A 16,080-nucleotide genomic window follows, 5' to 3' on the forward strand; every position below is an offset into this window, starting at 1 on the left:
TGTGTTGGTATTATGGATTGTTGAGTGCGTCTATAAGGGAGGCGATGACGTTCTTCTCGCGATCATCCAGCCCCTTATTCGTTTGCCATTGTTCGAGCTCTTGTTTCACCTGTGAAACATCCTGGTAACCAAGATGGTAAGCAATACTGGAAATGACACTTTGCCTGTTAGCATCGTCACTCAAATCAGCGAGTGCTTGAACCACGCCTTCCGTGTCTTTGGTAAACAATTCTCCTGCGATGGCGGCATATTGCTCGGCAGAGGCGCCGTCGAGATTTGTTGTTGCCAGGAACAGGCTTCTGTAATGCTCGGGTGTGATAAGGGAGCGGTAGGTATACAGCAGCTCAAGAGTCGCCAATGTTTGGCTATTACTCAGGCGGTTATATTCTGCCCAGTCTATGCCTTCCAATTGAGCAAGCATGTTCGTGACTTTATTCTCGGTACTCATGTCCTCCCCTTTATATAATGAAAATACGTTCTCCGCCGGACTGTTGTGGTCAATCACTGCAGTTGTCGCAGGTTCGGATGATGAAGTCGGCGCTTCAGCTTGATTGCTCGAGCAGGCTGTTACAAGAAATAGAACGGCCATGAGGAATAGGTAAGCAATATTGGGTTTGAACATGGATTCTCATCTCCTTTACATCCTAAACGGATATTTCCTGTAAAGAGTTACATAACGGGAGAAGAATAAAAGAATATGTTTCCAAAGTTCTGCTTATCCCGTATATATTCATAAATGTTAAGATGAAGGCTGCCAGTTCACTTTCTATTAAGTTTACCGGCAGGCTCCATCTGCCGATAAAAGTGATAGAATAAACGTTAGGTTACATTAAAGTGGCAGTATGATAAAAAGGGGTATGTGATTTTGGATAATCAATGTGGTGAAATAACTGATCTGGAGATCATTCAGCAAACTAAGCAGCAGTGTATAGACAAGGGGATGGACCCGGAGCTTGTTCCAACACATACGAATCGATTGAATGATGAGGTATTGGCCGCAAGGCGTGCAAAATATAAAGAGTACATTGAAGTGATACAAGTTTTCGTGAATAAGTTCCTTTCCTCCGGATCAGGAAACCCTGTCGTGATTACAATTACGGATAACGAGGGATTCATTCTTGATATGGAAGGGGACCCGACCATTATAGAAACAGCCCGGTATTTGGGTATTGCCGAAGGCAACGGCTATTCCCAAGTAGACGGTCCGAGCTCAATTGATCTGTGTCTCCGGTACGAACGGCCATTTACGTTGATAGGAGAGGACCATTTTCATCATATTCTTCATCGCATGGCATGTTATTCGGCTCCCTTTCACGGCGAGGATGGGAAGGCGATTATAGGAACGATCTCTCTAATGACGAACAGGGAGTTTGTTCACCCGCATTTGCATGCCTTGCTGTGCACGATGGCCGATTCCCTGGAACGGGAGATGGTTACCCGCAAACAGAACACGCAGTTGCAAACCCTGAATCAGGTGCTCCTCGGAACGAATCATTATGGCGTAATCATTACCGATGCAACGGGTCAAATTCTGGAGATGAACGAAACCAGCTTAAGCCTGCTGTGCAAAGGCGGCAGCGACCGAAACCGAGCCCAATATGTGGGTCGATCGGTCTTCGGAATTAAGCCGATTGGCGAGTTTTATGAGCGGGTGATACACCGGCAGCAAATCTGCATCGGAGAAGAGCTTTCGCTTGAGATTTCTGGAAACATGAATCACTATATACTTGATGTTCAGCCTGCTTATGACCGTGAGGGACAGCTCATGCGGGTGGTAGGTTTTCTTCGTGATATTACAGAGCTGAAGCGGACGGAGGAAGTGCTGCGGAATACGGAAAAGCTGGTATTTGCCGGTCAGGTTGCCGTAAGCATCGCTCATGAAGTGCGCAATCCTCTCACCACAGTGAAGGGAATGCTCCAGTTAGCGAATAAGGACGCCTGCCTTCGGCACTATGACCTGATTATGTCGGAGCTGGAGCGGGCTAATCTGATGGTAGGGGAATTTATGATTCTGGGAAAGCCCCAGGCTGCGGTTTTTAAGCTAGAGGACTGCGGTGAAATTCTGACAGAGGTGCTCCACTTGTTTGCCATTCAGGCGGAGCTTAGCGGGATCGACATGACCCAATGCATCGGGCAGCATGCAACGATTCTATGTGACCGGAATCAGATTAAGCAGGTATTTCTTAATATTCTGAAGAATGCGATGGAAGCCTTGCCGCATGGCGGGAACATTCACATTCATCTGGATGTGCAGGAAGGATATCAACGCGTCATTTTTACGGATAACGGCTCCGGCATGACGGATGACGTGCTTCAGCGGATTGGGGAGCCTTTTCATACGACCAAGCCGGACGGCAATGGCCTTGGTATTATGATCGTCCACCGGATCATGGAGAGCCACAATGGCCGGATTGTCATCCGGAGCGAGGAAGAGCGGGGAACATCGGTTGAGATAAGTCTGCCGATATCGAGTCAGAGCCCGTCTAGTTAAGCTGATTAACGATTAAGGTTATGCAGAATTATGCGGATCAACAGAAACAGCGCTGGCCACGCCGGTCCTTGAACCTCACAGGACTGGGCGCGGCAGCGCTGTTTGTTGTACGATGGATTGCTCAATCATTATTCCCAGTAACGGGACATGATGTCCGTAGCCCATTCGGGCTGCTTGGTCTTTGTCTTCGGCAAAAATTCCTCCATGACAGGCTTGATATCAACGACGGGAGTCCCGTCTATGGCATCCAGCCCTTTCACGAAAACGGACCGGCCCTCTCTGCTTACCAACTCCACCATGGTGGCTCCCAGCTTGTTGGGGCGGTTCTTGCCGCGCTGGGCGAAGATACCGACCTTAGGAAAGCTCGGATTATTTCGCGGATGTCTCGCCGCGTACTGGATGCTGTCGTCCTGGACGAGATGGAATACATAGATGATTTCAAGGTGGCTGAACGTTTCAATCCCATCCAGGGAGCATTCATCCCATTCTTTGCCCAGCTTGATCTCCGAGATAACATCCCCCCAGTAATCATCCTGAATCACCTTTCTTTCGTTATGGATCGTTCCGATCGCCTGTATCGTATACATGCTGTTTCCTCCTTCAGGTTATCGTTCCTTTATATAAACTTCCGGTGTTTTACCGATCACCGCTTTAAAATCCCGGATAAAATGCGACTGGTCATAATAACCCATATCCATGGCCAGCTCCAGCACATCCTGATGATCAAGGCCTTCAAGCATCTCGGCGACATTCTGCAGCCGGTACAGGCGAATCACCCATTTAGGGCTTACCCCGACGTATTGCTTGAACAGGCGCTGAAGTGATCTCGGGCTCATCTGGAACCATTCGCAAACCTGCTCGACCCGAATGATGTCCCGGATGTGATGAATCCGATTAATGATGGTATGAATCCGTTCGATCTGTTCGTCTTCTTCGGGGAGAACGCGGCGAATAAGCTCCTCCATGTACCTAACCTTTTGCTCCGGTTCCTCTGCGGTCAATAGCTGCTGCTCCAGCGTATAGGGCTCGATTTGGAGAACCTCCATGGTCCCTATGGAGGAATCCGTCAGACGGTCCATGGACGTGTTCACGAACGGATAGAATCCGCCGGGTCTGAACTTGATTCCGAATACTTGCCCTCTGCCCTCCAGATGGTGGGAGTGCCTGGTGCTGGATACGCCATAGAAAGCGGTTCGATGAGGCTGAACAACCAAGTTGGCGCAAGGATTAGGAACAACATCCTGCAGATGAGGCTCCTGATCGGTTAAATCCCAATGAATGATCCAGTAATGCTTGATGAAATAGGAAAGGTCCCTGGATGGGGGAACTCGCAGGAGCTGGAACTTCTCTTCGGCTCTTTTCATGTTCAAGATGCCGAGACTGGGCTGATGAGGATGCTGAATCATGGACATAAACACCTCCGATATCTCCGTAGCAGATCTAAATCGATGGACCGCTAGCCCTCGTATGGGACTTGAGCTTGAAGTGATTCTACAGGTTGCAGACTGTCGCATTTTTACAATACTTTGATCTCAGCTTCTTGATAACATCATCATATCACAGGAGGACAAGCCGGTCTTACTGCGTATTTCATGGATGGTAGGAGGAAACTAAAATGGAGCCGTTACATTATGAGTTCTATATCGGTGCTTCGCCGGAGAAGGTATGGGATGTCTTAACTTTGCCGGAGGGAACTCGGGCCACCTTTTTCGGGAGCGAGCTGAGATCTTCATTTGAAATCGGGGAGCCTTACGCTTATGTGGGTCCGGGGAATGACGGAGAGGAGACGGTTCATGTCTATGGGAAGGTTCTGGCTTATGAGCCGCAGAAGAGGCTGAGTCTGTCCGAACATCCGGGTCCGTCGTATTACGCGAATCATGAGGAGCTGGAGTCTCGGATTACGTTCACCCTCGAGCCGGTAGGGAATTGTACCAAACTGACGCTCGTCAATGATCAATACACGCCGGATCATCCGTCCCGCGCCAAGGCGGCGGACAGCTGGTGGATGGTCATGAGCATTCTGAAGACCTATGCGGAGACGGGGGAGACCCTGGATCTGGGCTGGTAGCCTCATGGTGAATAATCGGCATATGGTCGATCGCATCCAAGCATGCCCGGACCGCGCACTGTGCGCATGATTTATGGATTCGTTATATATTAAAGAAAGCCTATTAAAGAGCCGTAATGGCTCTTTTTTTTGTAGGGAATTATAGGTGGCAGGCAGCAGGGGTGGAATTGAAAAGTAATGAATCCCGCTGGCCAATTTCACTTGCCAAATATTCGATAGCGGGTATGATTTAAGTATCCATGCCGGCTTGCCGATAAGCGGCTTCTCGGCAATGGGAAAGATGGGAGTGAAGGAAACATGACGGAGCGGAGGCAACTCCCTGTCCAGCAAATTCGTATCGGTATTATCGGAACCCAGACGATCGTTGATAAAATCATGAAGGTCATTGAAACCTTTCCTTCCTTTGACCCCGTGCCGCTTGTTTTTCAGGATGATGACGAAGCGCCGGCACTGGCTGAGCGGATCGGAGGCGAGGTTGAGGTATTGTTCCTCTCGGATCCGCTGTCCCAGCGCAAGGTGAAGGAGCTCGGACAGGTCACAATCCCTGTGCATTATGTCCCCGTCACGGACGCGGGTTTATATAAAGCGCTGTTCCATGCCGGGCAGCGGGGAAGACTGGCTGGTGGCATATCGGTGGATACTTTAACCGAGACGATGGTGGTCCGGACGATAAGGGATCTGGGTATCCCGGCTGTACAAGCTGTTATTTACGATGGACCGGCTTATGCCCCGAAGAGGAATTTGATTGATTTTCACCGTCTTCAATATGAATCCGGCGGTTGCTCTGCTGCGTTCACGGGCGTAGAATCGGTGGCCCATGAGCTGACGAGGCTTGGGGTCCCTAATGAATGGCTGCTGCCTTCCGATCAGGATATCGTGGTATCGCTCGAGCGGGCTTTGCTGTCCACGGCATCCCGCCGTAGCCGGGAAGGCCAGATCGTGGTCGGGATGATTAATATAGACGATTTCGGAACCCAGGCGTTAAGACGGAATAATGAGCACGAGGTGCAGAAGCTGAAGCTGGATATTCACCGGATGGTGCTCGATTATGTGGAATCGCTGGATGGCTATCTGACCCATCTGGGCGGTGACGAGTATCTGTTCTTCACGACGCGCGGCATCTTTGAACGGGAAACCGGAGGTTACAAAACGATTCCCTTGGCTAAAGACGTGAACAAAACCTATGGTATTTCGCTCAGCATCGGCATGGGATTCGGCCAGTCGGCCAGCATGGCGGGAACCAATGCGCGCATCGCGATGCGGAAATCCAAGGAAGTTGGCGGCAACGCCTGCTTTATTGTCCGGGAGGATGGAACGCTGATAGGACCGCTGGAGATGGCCGACCCTGTGCAGGAGGTGCTGTCCTTTACAGATGCAGAGCTGATCAAGCGGGCAGAGGACGCGGGGATGACGAGTGCCTATTTGAGCAAGCTGCTGAACCAGCGTGCCCGTTCGGGTAAATATGAATACAAGGTCCACGAGCTCGCTCACCTGCTGGACATTACCGTCCGCAGTGCACATCGGCTGCTCCAGCTGTGGACCGACAACGACTTGGTCGAGATTGCCGGAATCGAGAAGGTGCCGAGGGGGAGACCAAGGCAGATTTTCAGATTTACGTTTTTGGAATAGCGCTGTGAAATTGCTTTGGAACGGGCGCCCCTTTCGTTACGCGACGAAAGGAGGCGCTTTTTCTGCGCTGTTTTGAACGAAAAGGGCAAGATGGTGCCATACGACATGGCGAATACGGTCCAGGTTCCACAATGCGGGGATATAAAGTGACTTTTTAAGGTATTCCGCGAAATGACAGGCTATCTGCCGGGAGAGTTCCGGAAAAGCAGCAGGCCAGATTGAACCTACCGGTGTGCATTGACAATGACGTTCGTACTTACCGTGTGCGGCGAAGCGATGCATGGAGAGGGCAAAGGTTTCTCGGAGCAAAGGCCCCGCCTTGATAAATTTCTTTAGCGCGCCCGCAACCTTCCAGATGATGGAGCCGTTAGTAGATAAAACGGAAAATATTTATCTTCAGGGGGTTGAAGTATGAGAAAGCGGGGTTCATGGATTGCTGCTTTGATGCTTATCGTATTGCTGGTCAGCGGCTGCTCTTCGGGTTCTCAAGACAAAGGCGCTGGAGGTGCCGCGGCCGTCGAATCGCAAGAAACAACGACGGATCAAGCCTCAAACAAAACAGATGGAGGTGAGGCGGAAGCCAAAAACGAAATGGCGGTGACGAGCAAGAAGAGCGTCGAGGAGCCGGCATCGGCGGATGCCGAGCTTCCGAATATGCCATCGCCTGCCCAGGCTTCCGGCGCAGGGTTTAATTCGCAGGATTTATCAGCCGGGCTCAACCAAAAGCTAATGTACAAAGCGAATATCGTGATGGAGATTCAGGACTATGGAAAAGCGCAGTCGGAAGTCCGGAACACAGTGACGCTTTCTGGCGGTTATATTGTTAATTTCAGCGAAACCCAGTCCAGCAGCGAAAAAGGCGGCACGTTTATTGTGAAAGTTCCTGCAAACGATTTCTCCTCCTTTTTAAACCGTTTGGAGAACATTGCGCATGAAAACCTGCAGCGAAGCATCGAAGGGCAGGACGTGACTGAGGAATACGTCGATTTGGAATCCAGGCTCAAGGCCAAGCAAATCATGGAGGAGCAGTACGTCGCCTTCATGAAAAAAGCGACCAAAACGGCCGACCTTGTCGCTTTTGCCAACGAGCTGGAGCGCATCCAATCGGAAATCGAGCAGATGAAAGGCCGAATGCGTTACATTGACCAAAACGTGTCTTATTCCACGGTAGAAATTAGGCTTTACGAGATGCCACAAAAAAAGGATGATCCCAAAACGTCCGCCATTCAGGCACCGCTCGGGCAGCGGATTTCCCAAGCTTTTCAGGGCAGCATCGACGTGATCACCATCATCGTCCAATGGATTATCGTCATCCTTTCCGGCTCGCTTCCCGTATTGTTCATCGCGGTCTTTGTTATGCTCATCCTATGGCTGGCGCGAAGATCGGGGCAGCGGAAACGGGAAGAGGTAGTCCGTAAACGAAAGCTGCTCAATAACGGGCCGGCATCTGAGCAAGGGCATCCGGAAGACCAAAAGGGCAAGGAAAAACGAATGAAAGACGAATAACGGCAGGAGCAGACCCGGATGCATCAAAAAACGCACATAAAATCCAGAGGAAGGCCAAGGCAAATCTTCAGATTTATGTTTCTGGAATAGAGTATCATATTTGTACTATAATGGAAGTCGAGGTGATTGTGATGAATAAAACGAAGGTCAAATTTACTCGCGTTGAGAAAATCGTCATCTTCACGATGCTGGGGCTGGCAGCCTCCTTTATCATTGCCTTCCTCGTGCTTCGACACATCGTGCTGAACGTTTCGTTTGCTCCCTGAGATCAGGGGGCTTTTTTTTAAGAGATAAGAAAGTATAAACATTCAAGGCTTAGCATCCTTATCACGCAAGAAAAACTTCCTCTAAACGCGGTCTGTCTACTGAGAAAGTACGTCGATAGACGTTTTTTCTTATGCTGTCATGAAGATGGTTGCAGACCGCCGGGGGGTGAAAGTCCCCGTTTCCCGGAAGCAAGTCTGCGAGTATAATGGCACATCGCTGCCTATTTAAAGACGATTTAAAGATTTGTCTTTATATCAAGCGAGGCCGTATGATGAGGATGAATCATCAATCGGAGGAGGAGATTGTTCATGTTAACCGTTGCAGAATTAGAAGCGAAGCTGGCTGAGCCTTCAGCACAGCTTGTTGCCGACCTGGCGTCTTTGGAGGGGGATATCCTTGTGCTGGGTGTCGGCGGGAAGATGGGTCCCAGCCTTGCAAGGCTGGCAGCGAACGCCGTACGTGAAGGCGGTGGTGGCAAACGGATCATCGGAGTATCCCGGTTCTCGAACCAAGAGGCCAGACGCGAGCTGGAGGAGGCGGGCGTCCAAACGATTTCGTGCGACCTGCTGAACGATGGGGAGCTGCAGCAGCTGCCCGAGACTCCTAATGTGATCTATATGGCGGGCAATAAATTCGGCACGACCGGTCGTGAATATTTTACTTGGGCAATGAATTCGTATTTGCCGGGCCGGGTGGCCGAGAAATTCAAGCAATCTCGCATGGTGGTGTTCTCGTCAGGAAATGTGTATCCGTTCTCATCGGTGGGCAGCGGCGGAGTCAACGAATCGGTAGCGCCGGAGCCGGTCGGAGAGTATGCGCAGTCCTGTCTCGGCAGAGAGCGCGTCTTTGAATATTTCTCCCACCAGAATGGTACGCCGATGGCGATCTACCGCCTGAATTATGCTATCGACATGCGTTACGGCGTTCTGCATGAGCTGGCCAGATCGATCCACGAGGACCGGCCGATTCACCTGGCGATGGGGCATGCGAATATCATATGGCAAGGGGATGCCAACGAGATGGCGCTCCGTTCGCTCCTGCACTGCAGCTCGCCTCCTGAAATCATCAACATTACGGGACCGGAGACGATGTCGATCCGCTGGGCGGCACAGGAATTGGCGGTACGGATGGGCAAGGAAGTGACCTTTACGGGTACGGAATCCGAGACTGCACTCCTGAACAATGCTGCGAAATCCCACCAGCTGTTCGGTTATCCGAAGGTGTCTCTGCTGCAGATGCTCGACTGGACCGCAGCATGGGTACAATCCGGCGGCGAGAGCTGGAATAAGCCGACTCACTTCCAAGAGAGAAAGGGGAAATTCTAATGAGCGGACAGGTTCCTACAACTCAACGTTTGGCCCCCGAGAAGCTTAAAGCTCTGCATGAAGGGCTCGTTATACCGGCTCACCCGCTGGCATTGGATGAGAATCGGAAGCTGGACGAACGACGCCAGCGGGCATTAACGCGTTATTATGCGGCATCCGGTGCAGGCGGTATTGCGGTCGGCGTTCATTCGACTCAATTCGAAATCCGCGACAAGGGCATCGACTTGTATGAACCCGTGTTGCGACTTGCGGCAGAAGAGGTTCGCAGGGCGGAGCTCGATCGGCCGTTCATGATGGTGGCCGGTGTCTGCGGCCCCACGGAGCAGGCTGTGGAGGAAACAGAGATTGCCCGCAAGCTTGGCTATGACGCCGTCCTTCTCAGCATGGGCGGTTTAAGCGGCTGGAGCGAAGAAGACATTCTAAAGCGCACGGAGGAGATTGCACAAAGGATGCCGGTGATCGGTTTCTATCTTCAACCGTCGGTTGGCGGTAATATCTTCTCCTTCGATTTCTGGCGGACCTTCGCCGAAATTCCGAATATCGTGGCGATCAAGATGGCTCCCTTCAACCGCTACCAGACGATGGACGTCGTTCGTGCCGTCTGTTATTCGAGCCGTAGAGATGATATTGCGCTGTACACGGGGAACGACGATAACATCGTCAATGATTTGCTGACGACGTATCAATTCCAGGTGGACGGGACGCTGGTCACCAAGCCTATCGTCGGCGGTCTGCTTGGTCATTGGGCAGTCTGGACGAAGAAAGCGGTGGAGTTGCTGGAAGAGATCAAGGAGGCACGCAAGCAGGATCGATTCGCGAAGGAATGGCTGACACGCAACGTGGAGATTACTGACTCCAATGCAGCCTTCTTCGATCCTGCACATCAGTTTGCAGGCTGTATTCCGGGTATCCATGAGGTGCTCCGCAGGCAGGGACTGCTGCAAGGCATATGGTGCCTGAATCCGCATGAGACGCTGTCTCCCGGCCAATCCGAAGAGATTGACAGAGTCTACAGAGACTATCCGCATCTGAACGATGACGATTTTATTCAAGAGCACTTGGAAAGATGGCTGGCGGACTGATACAATGAGGGCAGAATAGTTGAAAGTGGGGAATCGCGCATGCGGTTTAAAGATGTGTTTTCTATTATTGGGCCCAGTATGGTGGGGCCGTCGAGCTCTCATACCGCTGGGGCCGTGCGGATCGGAAGGGCTGCGCGGCGCATATTTGGAGCATTCCCCGATCAAGCGGAAATTGTGTTCTACGGTTCTTTTGCTGAAACCTACCGCGGCCACGGCACCGATCTGGCTGTCGTGGGCGGATTGCTCGATTTTGCCACGGATGATATGCGTATCCGGAATTCGATCGAGCTTGCCGAAGCGGCAGGCATTGAACTTAAATTTAAGACGGCACAGAATGTGGCCTTTCACCCCAATACCGTGGAGTTGAAGCTGACGGACGGCGATCATACCGATGTCATTGCAGGCGCTTCCATTGGCGGAGGCAGCGTGGAAATGCTGCGCGTGAACGGCTTCGACGTCAAGTTTACGATGAATTATCCGGTGCTGCTGGTCTTCCATGACGATACGCCGGGCATGGTCGCGCATATCACCCGGCTCCTGGAGGCCGGCGGCGTCAATATTGCCTATATGGATGTCGACCGCAAGGGAAGAGGCGGTGATGCCATGACGGTGGTGGAGTCGGATGAAGCGGTTCCGGCTGAGTTGATGAAGCATATCGAAGGGTTGCCGAGCGTGCACCGTGTCGTCGTTGCGGATTTGACAGTAGAGGAGGCGCAGTCATGAAGTTTTCTACGTTGGAGCAGATCATCGCATGTTGCCGGGAGGATCAGGTTACGATTGGCCAGCTGATGCTGAATGAACAGATCAAGGAAACGGGGAAAAGCCGGGACGAGACGTTCAAGCAAATGGCCGATTACTACGGCATCATGAAGGAAGCTGTGCACCGGGGGATCCATGAACCCGTCCCTTCCAAAAGCGGCCTGACCGGCGGCGATGCCGTACGCGTCCATCAATACATGAGCAGCGGGATACCCGCGCTCGGTACGGACGCCTGCACGGCACTGGCCTACGCCCTGTCCGTGTCTGAAGTGAATGCCTCTATGGGGCGCATCGTGGCAACGCCGACGGCAGGCTCCTGCGGCATTATCCCCGGGGTGTTCGTCAGCACGCAGGAACGCTTCGGCTGGGAAGACGAGCATTTGGTGATGGGGCTGTTCAGCGCAGGCGCGATCGGCTATGTTATCGCCAACAACTCGTTTATTTCCGGTGCGGAGGGCGGCTGTCAAGCCGAAGTTGGCTCAGCCATCGGTATGGCGGCAGGCGCTTTGACTGAACTTCGAGGCGGCACGCCGGAGCAGGCAGTTCATGCTGTTGGACTTGCACTGAAAAACTCTTTGGGGCTCATCTGCGATCCGGTTGGCGGACTGGTTGAGATCCCTTGCATCGTGCGCAACGGCTTTGGGGCCGTGACAGCACTGGCGGCATCGGATATGGCGCTTGCCGGCGTGCGCAGCGTCATTCCATCGGATGAAGTGATTGACGTGATGCTGGAAGTCGGCACGGCCATGCCGTCCAAGCACAGGGAAACAGCGAAGGGTGGTCTTGCGCAGACGCCGACCGGCAAGAAAATCCTGAAGGACTTGTACGGTAAGGAAGGCAAGAAATTGCGGGAAAAGGGTGCCAAAGCAAGGAAAGACGAAATGGGTGAATGAGTTCACACTCGTTTTCATAAAAGCCCAAGGCGTCAGGCTTCTCTAATGTACGATGAGGAGGAGAAGAAATTTAACATGCTCCGTGAGGGATTTCATTATGAAATCCCTCATTTTTTTTAGATATTTCTACCGCTTTAGCATTTTCCACATGTCTGAAAAGCCTGATACTACGCGGTTTTTTGGCATTTTAATGGCTTGGGTGAGAAAAAACAGCATCTCGCCGAAATACGCTTCTTTACGAAACGTGAAAGCGTTTTTATGATGTGGATGGATAGAAAAATCCGTGCCGGAGGATCGGTATCGGCTGCCGAGTGATTTTAGAATATTCCCTGCGCTGAGCTAGGGATCGTCGCCAACAAGGAGGAGTGGTAGGGAGCATCTTGCTATTTGAAACGTAGTCCAGATGAATAAACCAACACGCACAGATGAGAAGAAATAACGGGGGTAGAGTAGCGATTACACAGATTCAGTCAGCAGCATGTAAATGATCTTTTTAAAGGAGGAACGAAAATGATAAAAAAGTGGTTTCGTATGGCACTCGCATTCACACTGATAGTTTCGATCCTGGCTGCATGCAGCGGAGGGGGTAAAGAGGCAGCTCCCAAAACGGACGGAGACAAAGCCCCTCCAACGGCACCGGCAGATCCGGATCAATATGGGGATACTGGGGGTCTCGCGCTTCCTTTGGTTGATAAACCGACAACGATCAATTGGATGGTCGTCAGCGAGAAAACCAACCTGAATGATTCCCTGCTTGCAAAGGAAATCGAGAAGCGAACCGGCATCAAGGTGAATTTCCAAGCCTATTCTTCGGCTACCTTTCAAGACAAACTGAAAGTAACCGTTGCTTCCGGCAAGCTCCCGGACATTATCCACGGGCTAACGCCTCCGGAGCTGAAGAAGATCGGCAAGCAGAAAGCGGTCGTTGCCATCAACGAATATCTCGACATGCTGCCGAATTTTAAAAAGATGTATGTCGATGAGAATCCGTGGGTCATTCCGTCCTACGGAGACGAATCCGGAAACATCTATACCTGGCCCGTTGCGAACATCAACCGTGATGTGAACCACGGCTTCCTGTACCGCAAAGACATCTTCGATGAGCTGGGCATCAAGGAATGGACGAATACCGATGAATTCTATCAGGCACTCAAAAAGTTGAAGGAAGCCTATCCGGATTCCTATCCTTACGCCTCCAAGACGAAAGAACATATTTTCCGCGATTGGGCCTTCGGCTGGGGAATCGGCGGAGCCAACTATCCGACGTATTACGACGAGAACGCCAAGGTGTGGAAGTACGCTACCATACAGCCCGAGCATAAAGAAATGCTCGATTTCATGAAGAAGCTGTACAACGAGGGACTCCTCGATCCGGAATTCATGACGGACACCGACGATTCCTGGACGGCGAAAATGACGTCAGGCAACAAATCCTTTGTGACCTATGACTGGATCGGACGTTTGGACCTGTTCTACAACCAGGTCAAGGACCAAAACCCGAACTATGATCTGAGATACGGCAACCCGGTCGGACCGACCGGCAACGGCAAGACGATCGAGAGCATTACGAACGGCTTCAGCATCGCGGTAGCCAACAACGACAACAAGGAAGCTGCCCTGAAGCTCCTCGACTACCTGACGAGCCCGTCCGGCGCAACGCTGGTAACGATGGGCGTGGAAGGCGAGACATTCAAGATGGAAGGCGATAAAGCCGTCTATCCGGAGCTGACCGACGTGCCGCTGGTGGACATCAGCGTGCTGGAGGACCGTTATGGTCTGTGGCTGCAAGGTCTGTATGTCAACTCCGATAAGCGCAGCGTGTACTTCAACTACACGGAGAAGGAACAGGAGGCTCAGGATAAGCTGCTGAACGGTAATAAATTCGAGCCGCTGGATCCGGTCGTGAATTTTACGGATGATGAAACCGCAACAATTGCGGAGATTCAAACCTCGCTGAAGAAATTGGCGGATGAATTTAACGCGAAATACATTCTCAACAAAAATTACGGCGATGCGCAGTGGCAGCAATGGCAAGCGCAAGCCGAGAAGCAGGGAGCCAAGCAGATCGTCGATATTTTCAACGCAGCCCAGAAGAGATTGGATGAAGCCACGAATTAATCCGCGGAAGAAATAGGACTGATGGCGGCATCCGGGTACAACGCTCGGGTGCTGCTCATCATCTTAAGGAGGGAACACCATGTCAAGTGCAGGGACAGAGACAAAACTGGCCAATCCCCGCGGCGGGCTTGGAAGAAGAATGGCTTCGGCCTTTCAGCATATGAAACGGGACAGACAACTGTTGATTTTGTTTATCCCGTGCCTGTTATTTTACATCATTTTTCGTTACGGGCCCCTGTACGGCTTAATCATTGCCTTCAAGGACTACAGCGTATTCACTGGTATCATGGAGAGCGACTGGGTAGGGCTCAAGCATTTCGAGAAATTCTTCAACAGTCCAGATTTTTGGCTGTTGTTCAAGAATACGCTGCTTCTCGGCGTATATAATCTCATTTTCGGGTTTCCATTTCCCATCATTCTGGCGATTCTCTTAAACGAGGTCAGAGTCAAATGGTTTAAAAAGTCGGTTCAAACGCTCAGCTATCTTCCTTCGTTCCTGTCGGTTGTCATTATCAGCAGTATGATTATCGACTTCCTGTCGCCCAATCAAGGAATCATTAACCAGCTTATCGCCGCGCTAGGCTTTGAGAAGACGTACTTTCTCATAGAACCGAGCTGGTTCCGAACCATCTATGTTTCATCGGACATCTGGGCAACCGTCGGTTATGAGGCCATCATCTATATGGCTGCGATCGCAGGGATCAGCCCGTCGCTTTACGAAGCGGCCAAGGTGGATGGTGCCAAGAGGCGCCATATGATCTTCAGAATTACGATTCCCGCCATTCTGCCTACGATTATAATCATGTTTGTCTTGAAGACGGGATCGATGCTCCGGATCGGATACGAGAAGGTACTGCTGCTTTACAATCCGATGACCTATGAGGTAGCGGACGTATTCTCGACTTATGTCTACCGAAAAGGGCTACTGGAGAGCAACTACAGCTATGGTGCAGCCGTGGGCTTGTTTGAAGCCGTTGTCGCCATGATATTGCTGCTGTCCTCTAACTACTTCAGCAAGAGACTGGGAGGTAGCGGACTATGGTAAACAACAAACGATTCGGCCTTCGGAACATCTCGTTATTCGGCATCATCAATACGCTGATTCTGACGTGCCTTGCCATTATTACCGTGTACCCCGTCGTATATATCACCGCCGTTTCCCTCAGTGCGACTTCCGAAGTGGTGCAAGGGAATATCACCTTGTTTCCCAAGGGATTTAATCTGGACGCCTATGCCCAGGTGCTGAACGATGACCGGGTGCCGCGCGCCTACCTGAACACGATTTTTTATACCGCGCTCGGTACGGTCATTAACTTGCTGCTTACGGCAGTAGCGGCATATCCGCTCGCGCGCAAAAATTTCTTCGGGCGCAAGTTTTTCCTGTTGGCGATCATCATGACCATGTTCCTGAATCCGGGGATCATTCCGAACTACCTGATCGTATCGGAGCTTGGCCTGCTGGATAGCGTATGGGCACTCGTGCTTCCGAATGCGATCTGGACCTTTGAACTGTTAATCCTCAAAAGCTTCTATGAGAATATGTCGGAGTCCCTGCGCGAGGCAGCCGTTGTCGACGGTGCTTCCGAGTATCGCATCCTGTTCCAGATCGTGCTTCCGCTGTCCAAACCGGCGCTGGCCTCGATCGGATTGTTTTACTTCATGGGTCATTGGAACAGCTTTTTTATCCCTCTGATTTATCTGAACGATGCGAATATGTATCCACTCCAGGTTGTCCTTAGGGATATGCTGATTTTCAGTGAGAACGGAAGCAACCCGAGTCTGGTGGACGCGTCGGCGCTGGCGCCTCAAGCTATGAAGAATGCAACAATCGTGTTGTCCATGATTCCGGTGCTGCTGATTTATCCGTTTGCTCAGAAGTATTTTGCCAAAGGAGTCATGCTCGGTTCCGAAAAGGGATAACGGGAAGGTGCCGGGGGCTTTC

15 protein-coding genes are annotated in these 16,080 nt (G+C 51.5%); 12 read left to right on the forward strand and 3 right to left on the reverse strand.

Going from position 1 to position 16,080, the window contains the following annotated elements; genetic code table 11:
• Positions 1-10: 10 nt before the first annotated feature.
• Complete coding sequence (locus MKY48_RS02745; RefSeq protein WP_339292248.1) at positions 11-622, reverse strand: hypothetical protein; 612 nt, start codon at positions 620-622, stop codon at positions 11-13.
• A 237-nt stretch (positions 623-859) separates the two neighbouring features.
• Here MKY48_RS02745 and MKY48_RS02750 point away from each other — a divergent pair, with 237 nt between their 5' ends.
• A complete protein-coding gene (locus MKY48_RS02750; protein WP_339269866.1) occupies positions 860-2,491 on the forward strand; it encodes an ATP-binding protein in 1,632 nt (543 codons plus the stop codon).
• Positions 2,492-2,619: 128 nt separating this feature from the next.
• Here the strand turns inward: MKY48_RS02750 and MKY48_RS02755 are convergent, their stop codons facing one another.
• Together MKY48_RS02755 and MKY48_RS02760 are read right to left on the reverse strand one after the other, a co-directional pair.
• A complete protein-coding gene (locus MKY48_RS02755; RefSeq protein WP_339292249.1) occupies positions 2,620-3,078 on the reverse strand; it encodes an SAM-dependent methyltransferase in 459 nt (152 codons plus the stop codon).
• Positions 3,079-3,096: 18 nt separating this feature from the next.
• The gene (locus MKY48_RS02760; protein ID WP_339292250.1) at positions 3,097-3,903 is read right to left on the reverse strand and encodes a helix-turn-helix domain-containing protein; all 807 of its coding nucleotides are present in this window, start codon (positions 3,901-3,903) and stop codon (positions 3,097-3,099) included.
• 203 nt (positions 3,904-4,106) lie between these two features.
• On the opposite strand from MKY48_RS02760, the gene MKY48_RS02765 reads away from it, so the two are divergent.
• From MKY48_RS02765 to MKY48_RS02815, 11 genes are all read left to right on the forward strand, one after another.
• The gene (locus MKY48_RS02765) at positions 4,107-4,559 is read left to right on the forward strand and encodes an SRPBCC family protein (RefSeq protein ID WP_076322371.1); all 453 of its coding nucleotides are present in this window, start codon (positions 4,107-4,109) and stop codon (positions 4,557-4,559) included.
• A gap of 297 nt (positions 4,560-4,856) precedes the next feature.
• Positions 4,857-6,188, forward strand: coding sequence for a hypothetical protein (locus MKY48_RS02770; protein WP_339292251.1), 1,332 nt, complete (start codon positions 4,857-4,859; stop codon positions 6,186-6,188).
• A 411-nt stretch (positions 6,189-6,599) separates the two neighbouring features.
• Positions 6,600-7,694 carry a DUF4349 domain-containing protein gene (locus MKY48_RS02775; protein WP_339292252.1) on the forward strand — a complete coding sequence of 365 codons (1,095 nt, stop codon included), beginning with the start codon at positions 6,600-6,602 and terminating at the stop codon, positions 7,692-7,694.
• Positions 7,695-7,825: 131 nt separating this feature from the next.
• On the forward strand, positions 7,826-7,960 hold the full coding sequence (locus MKY48_RS02780; protein ID WP_256720511.1) for a hypothetical protein: 135 nt from the start codon (positions 7,826-7,828) through the stop codon (positions 7,958-7,960).
• A gap of 309 nt (positions 7,961-8,269) precedes the next feature.
• The gene (locus tag MKY48_RS02785; RefSeq protein WP_339292253.1) at positions 8,270-9,286 is read left to right on the forward strand and encodes an NAD(P)-dependent oxidoreductase; all 1,017 of its coding nucleotides are present in this window, start codon (positions 8,270-8,272) and stop codon (positions 9,284-9,286) included.
• Entirely contained in the window at positions 9,286-10,368 is a 1,083-nt protein-coding gene (locus MKY48_RS02790; RefSeq protein ID WP_339292254.1) for a dihydrodipicolinate synthase family protein, read from the forward strand. Before MKY48_RS02785 ends, MKY48_RS02790 begins: the two co-directional genes overlap by 1 nt.
• A gap of 39 nt (positions 10,369-10,407) precedes the next feature.
• Positions 10,408-11,091, forward strand: a complete 684-nt coding sequence (sdaAB, locus tag MKY48_RS02795; RefSeq protein WP_339292255.1) for an L-serine ammonia-lyase, iron-sulfur-dependent subunit beta — start codon at positions 10,408-10,410, stop codon at positions 11,089-11,091.
• Complete coding sequence (sdaAA, locus tag MKY48_RS02800; protein ID WP_339269880.1) at positions 11,088-12,020, forward strand: L-serine ammonia-lyase, iron-sulfur-dependent, subunit alpha; 933 nt, start codon at positions 11,088-11,090, stop codon at positions 12,018-12,020. The genes sdaAB and sdaAA overlap by 4 nt, the downstream gene beginning before the upstream one ends.
• Positions 12,021-12,530: 510 nt before the next feature.
• Complete coding sequence (locus tag MKY48_RS02805) at positions 12,531-14,138, forward strand: extracellular solute-binding protein (protein ID WP_339292256.1); 1,608 nt, start codon at positions 12,531-12,533, stop codon at positions 14,136-14,138.
• Between the two features lie 79 nt (positions 14,139-14,217).
• On the forward strand, positions 14,218-15,183 hold the full coding sequence (locus tag MKY48_RS02810) for an ABC transporter permease subunit (protein WP_339269882.1): 966 nt from the start codon (positions 14,218-14,220) through the stop codon (positions 15,181-15,183).
• A complete protein-coding gene (locus MKY48_RS02815) occupies positions 15,177-16,058 on the forward strand; it encodes a carbohydrate ABC transporter permease (RefSeq protein WP_339269884.1) in 882 nt (293 codons plus the stop codon). The genes MKY48_RS02810 and MKY48_RS02815 overlap by 7 nt, the downstream gene beginning before the upstream one ends.
• Positions 16,059-16,080: the final 22 nt, after the last annotated feature.

Origin of the sequence: Paenibacillus sp. FSL W8-0187 (assembly GCF_037969755.1) — a bacterium.
GTDB lineage: Bacteria > Bacillota > Bacilli > Paenibacillales > Paenibacillaceae > Paenibacillus_AQ.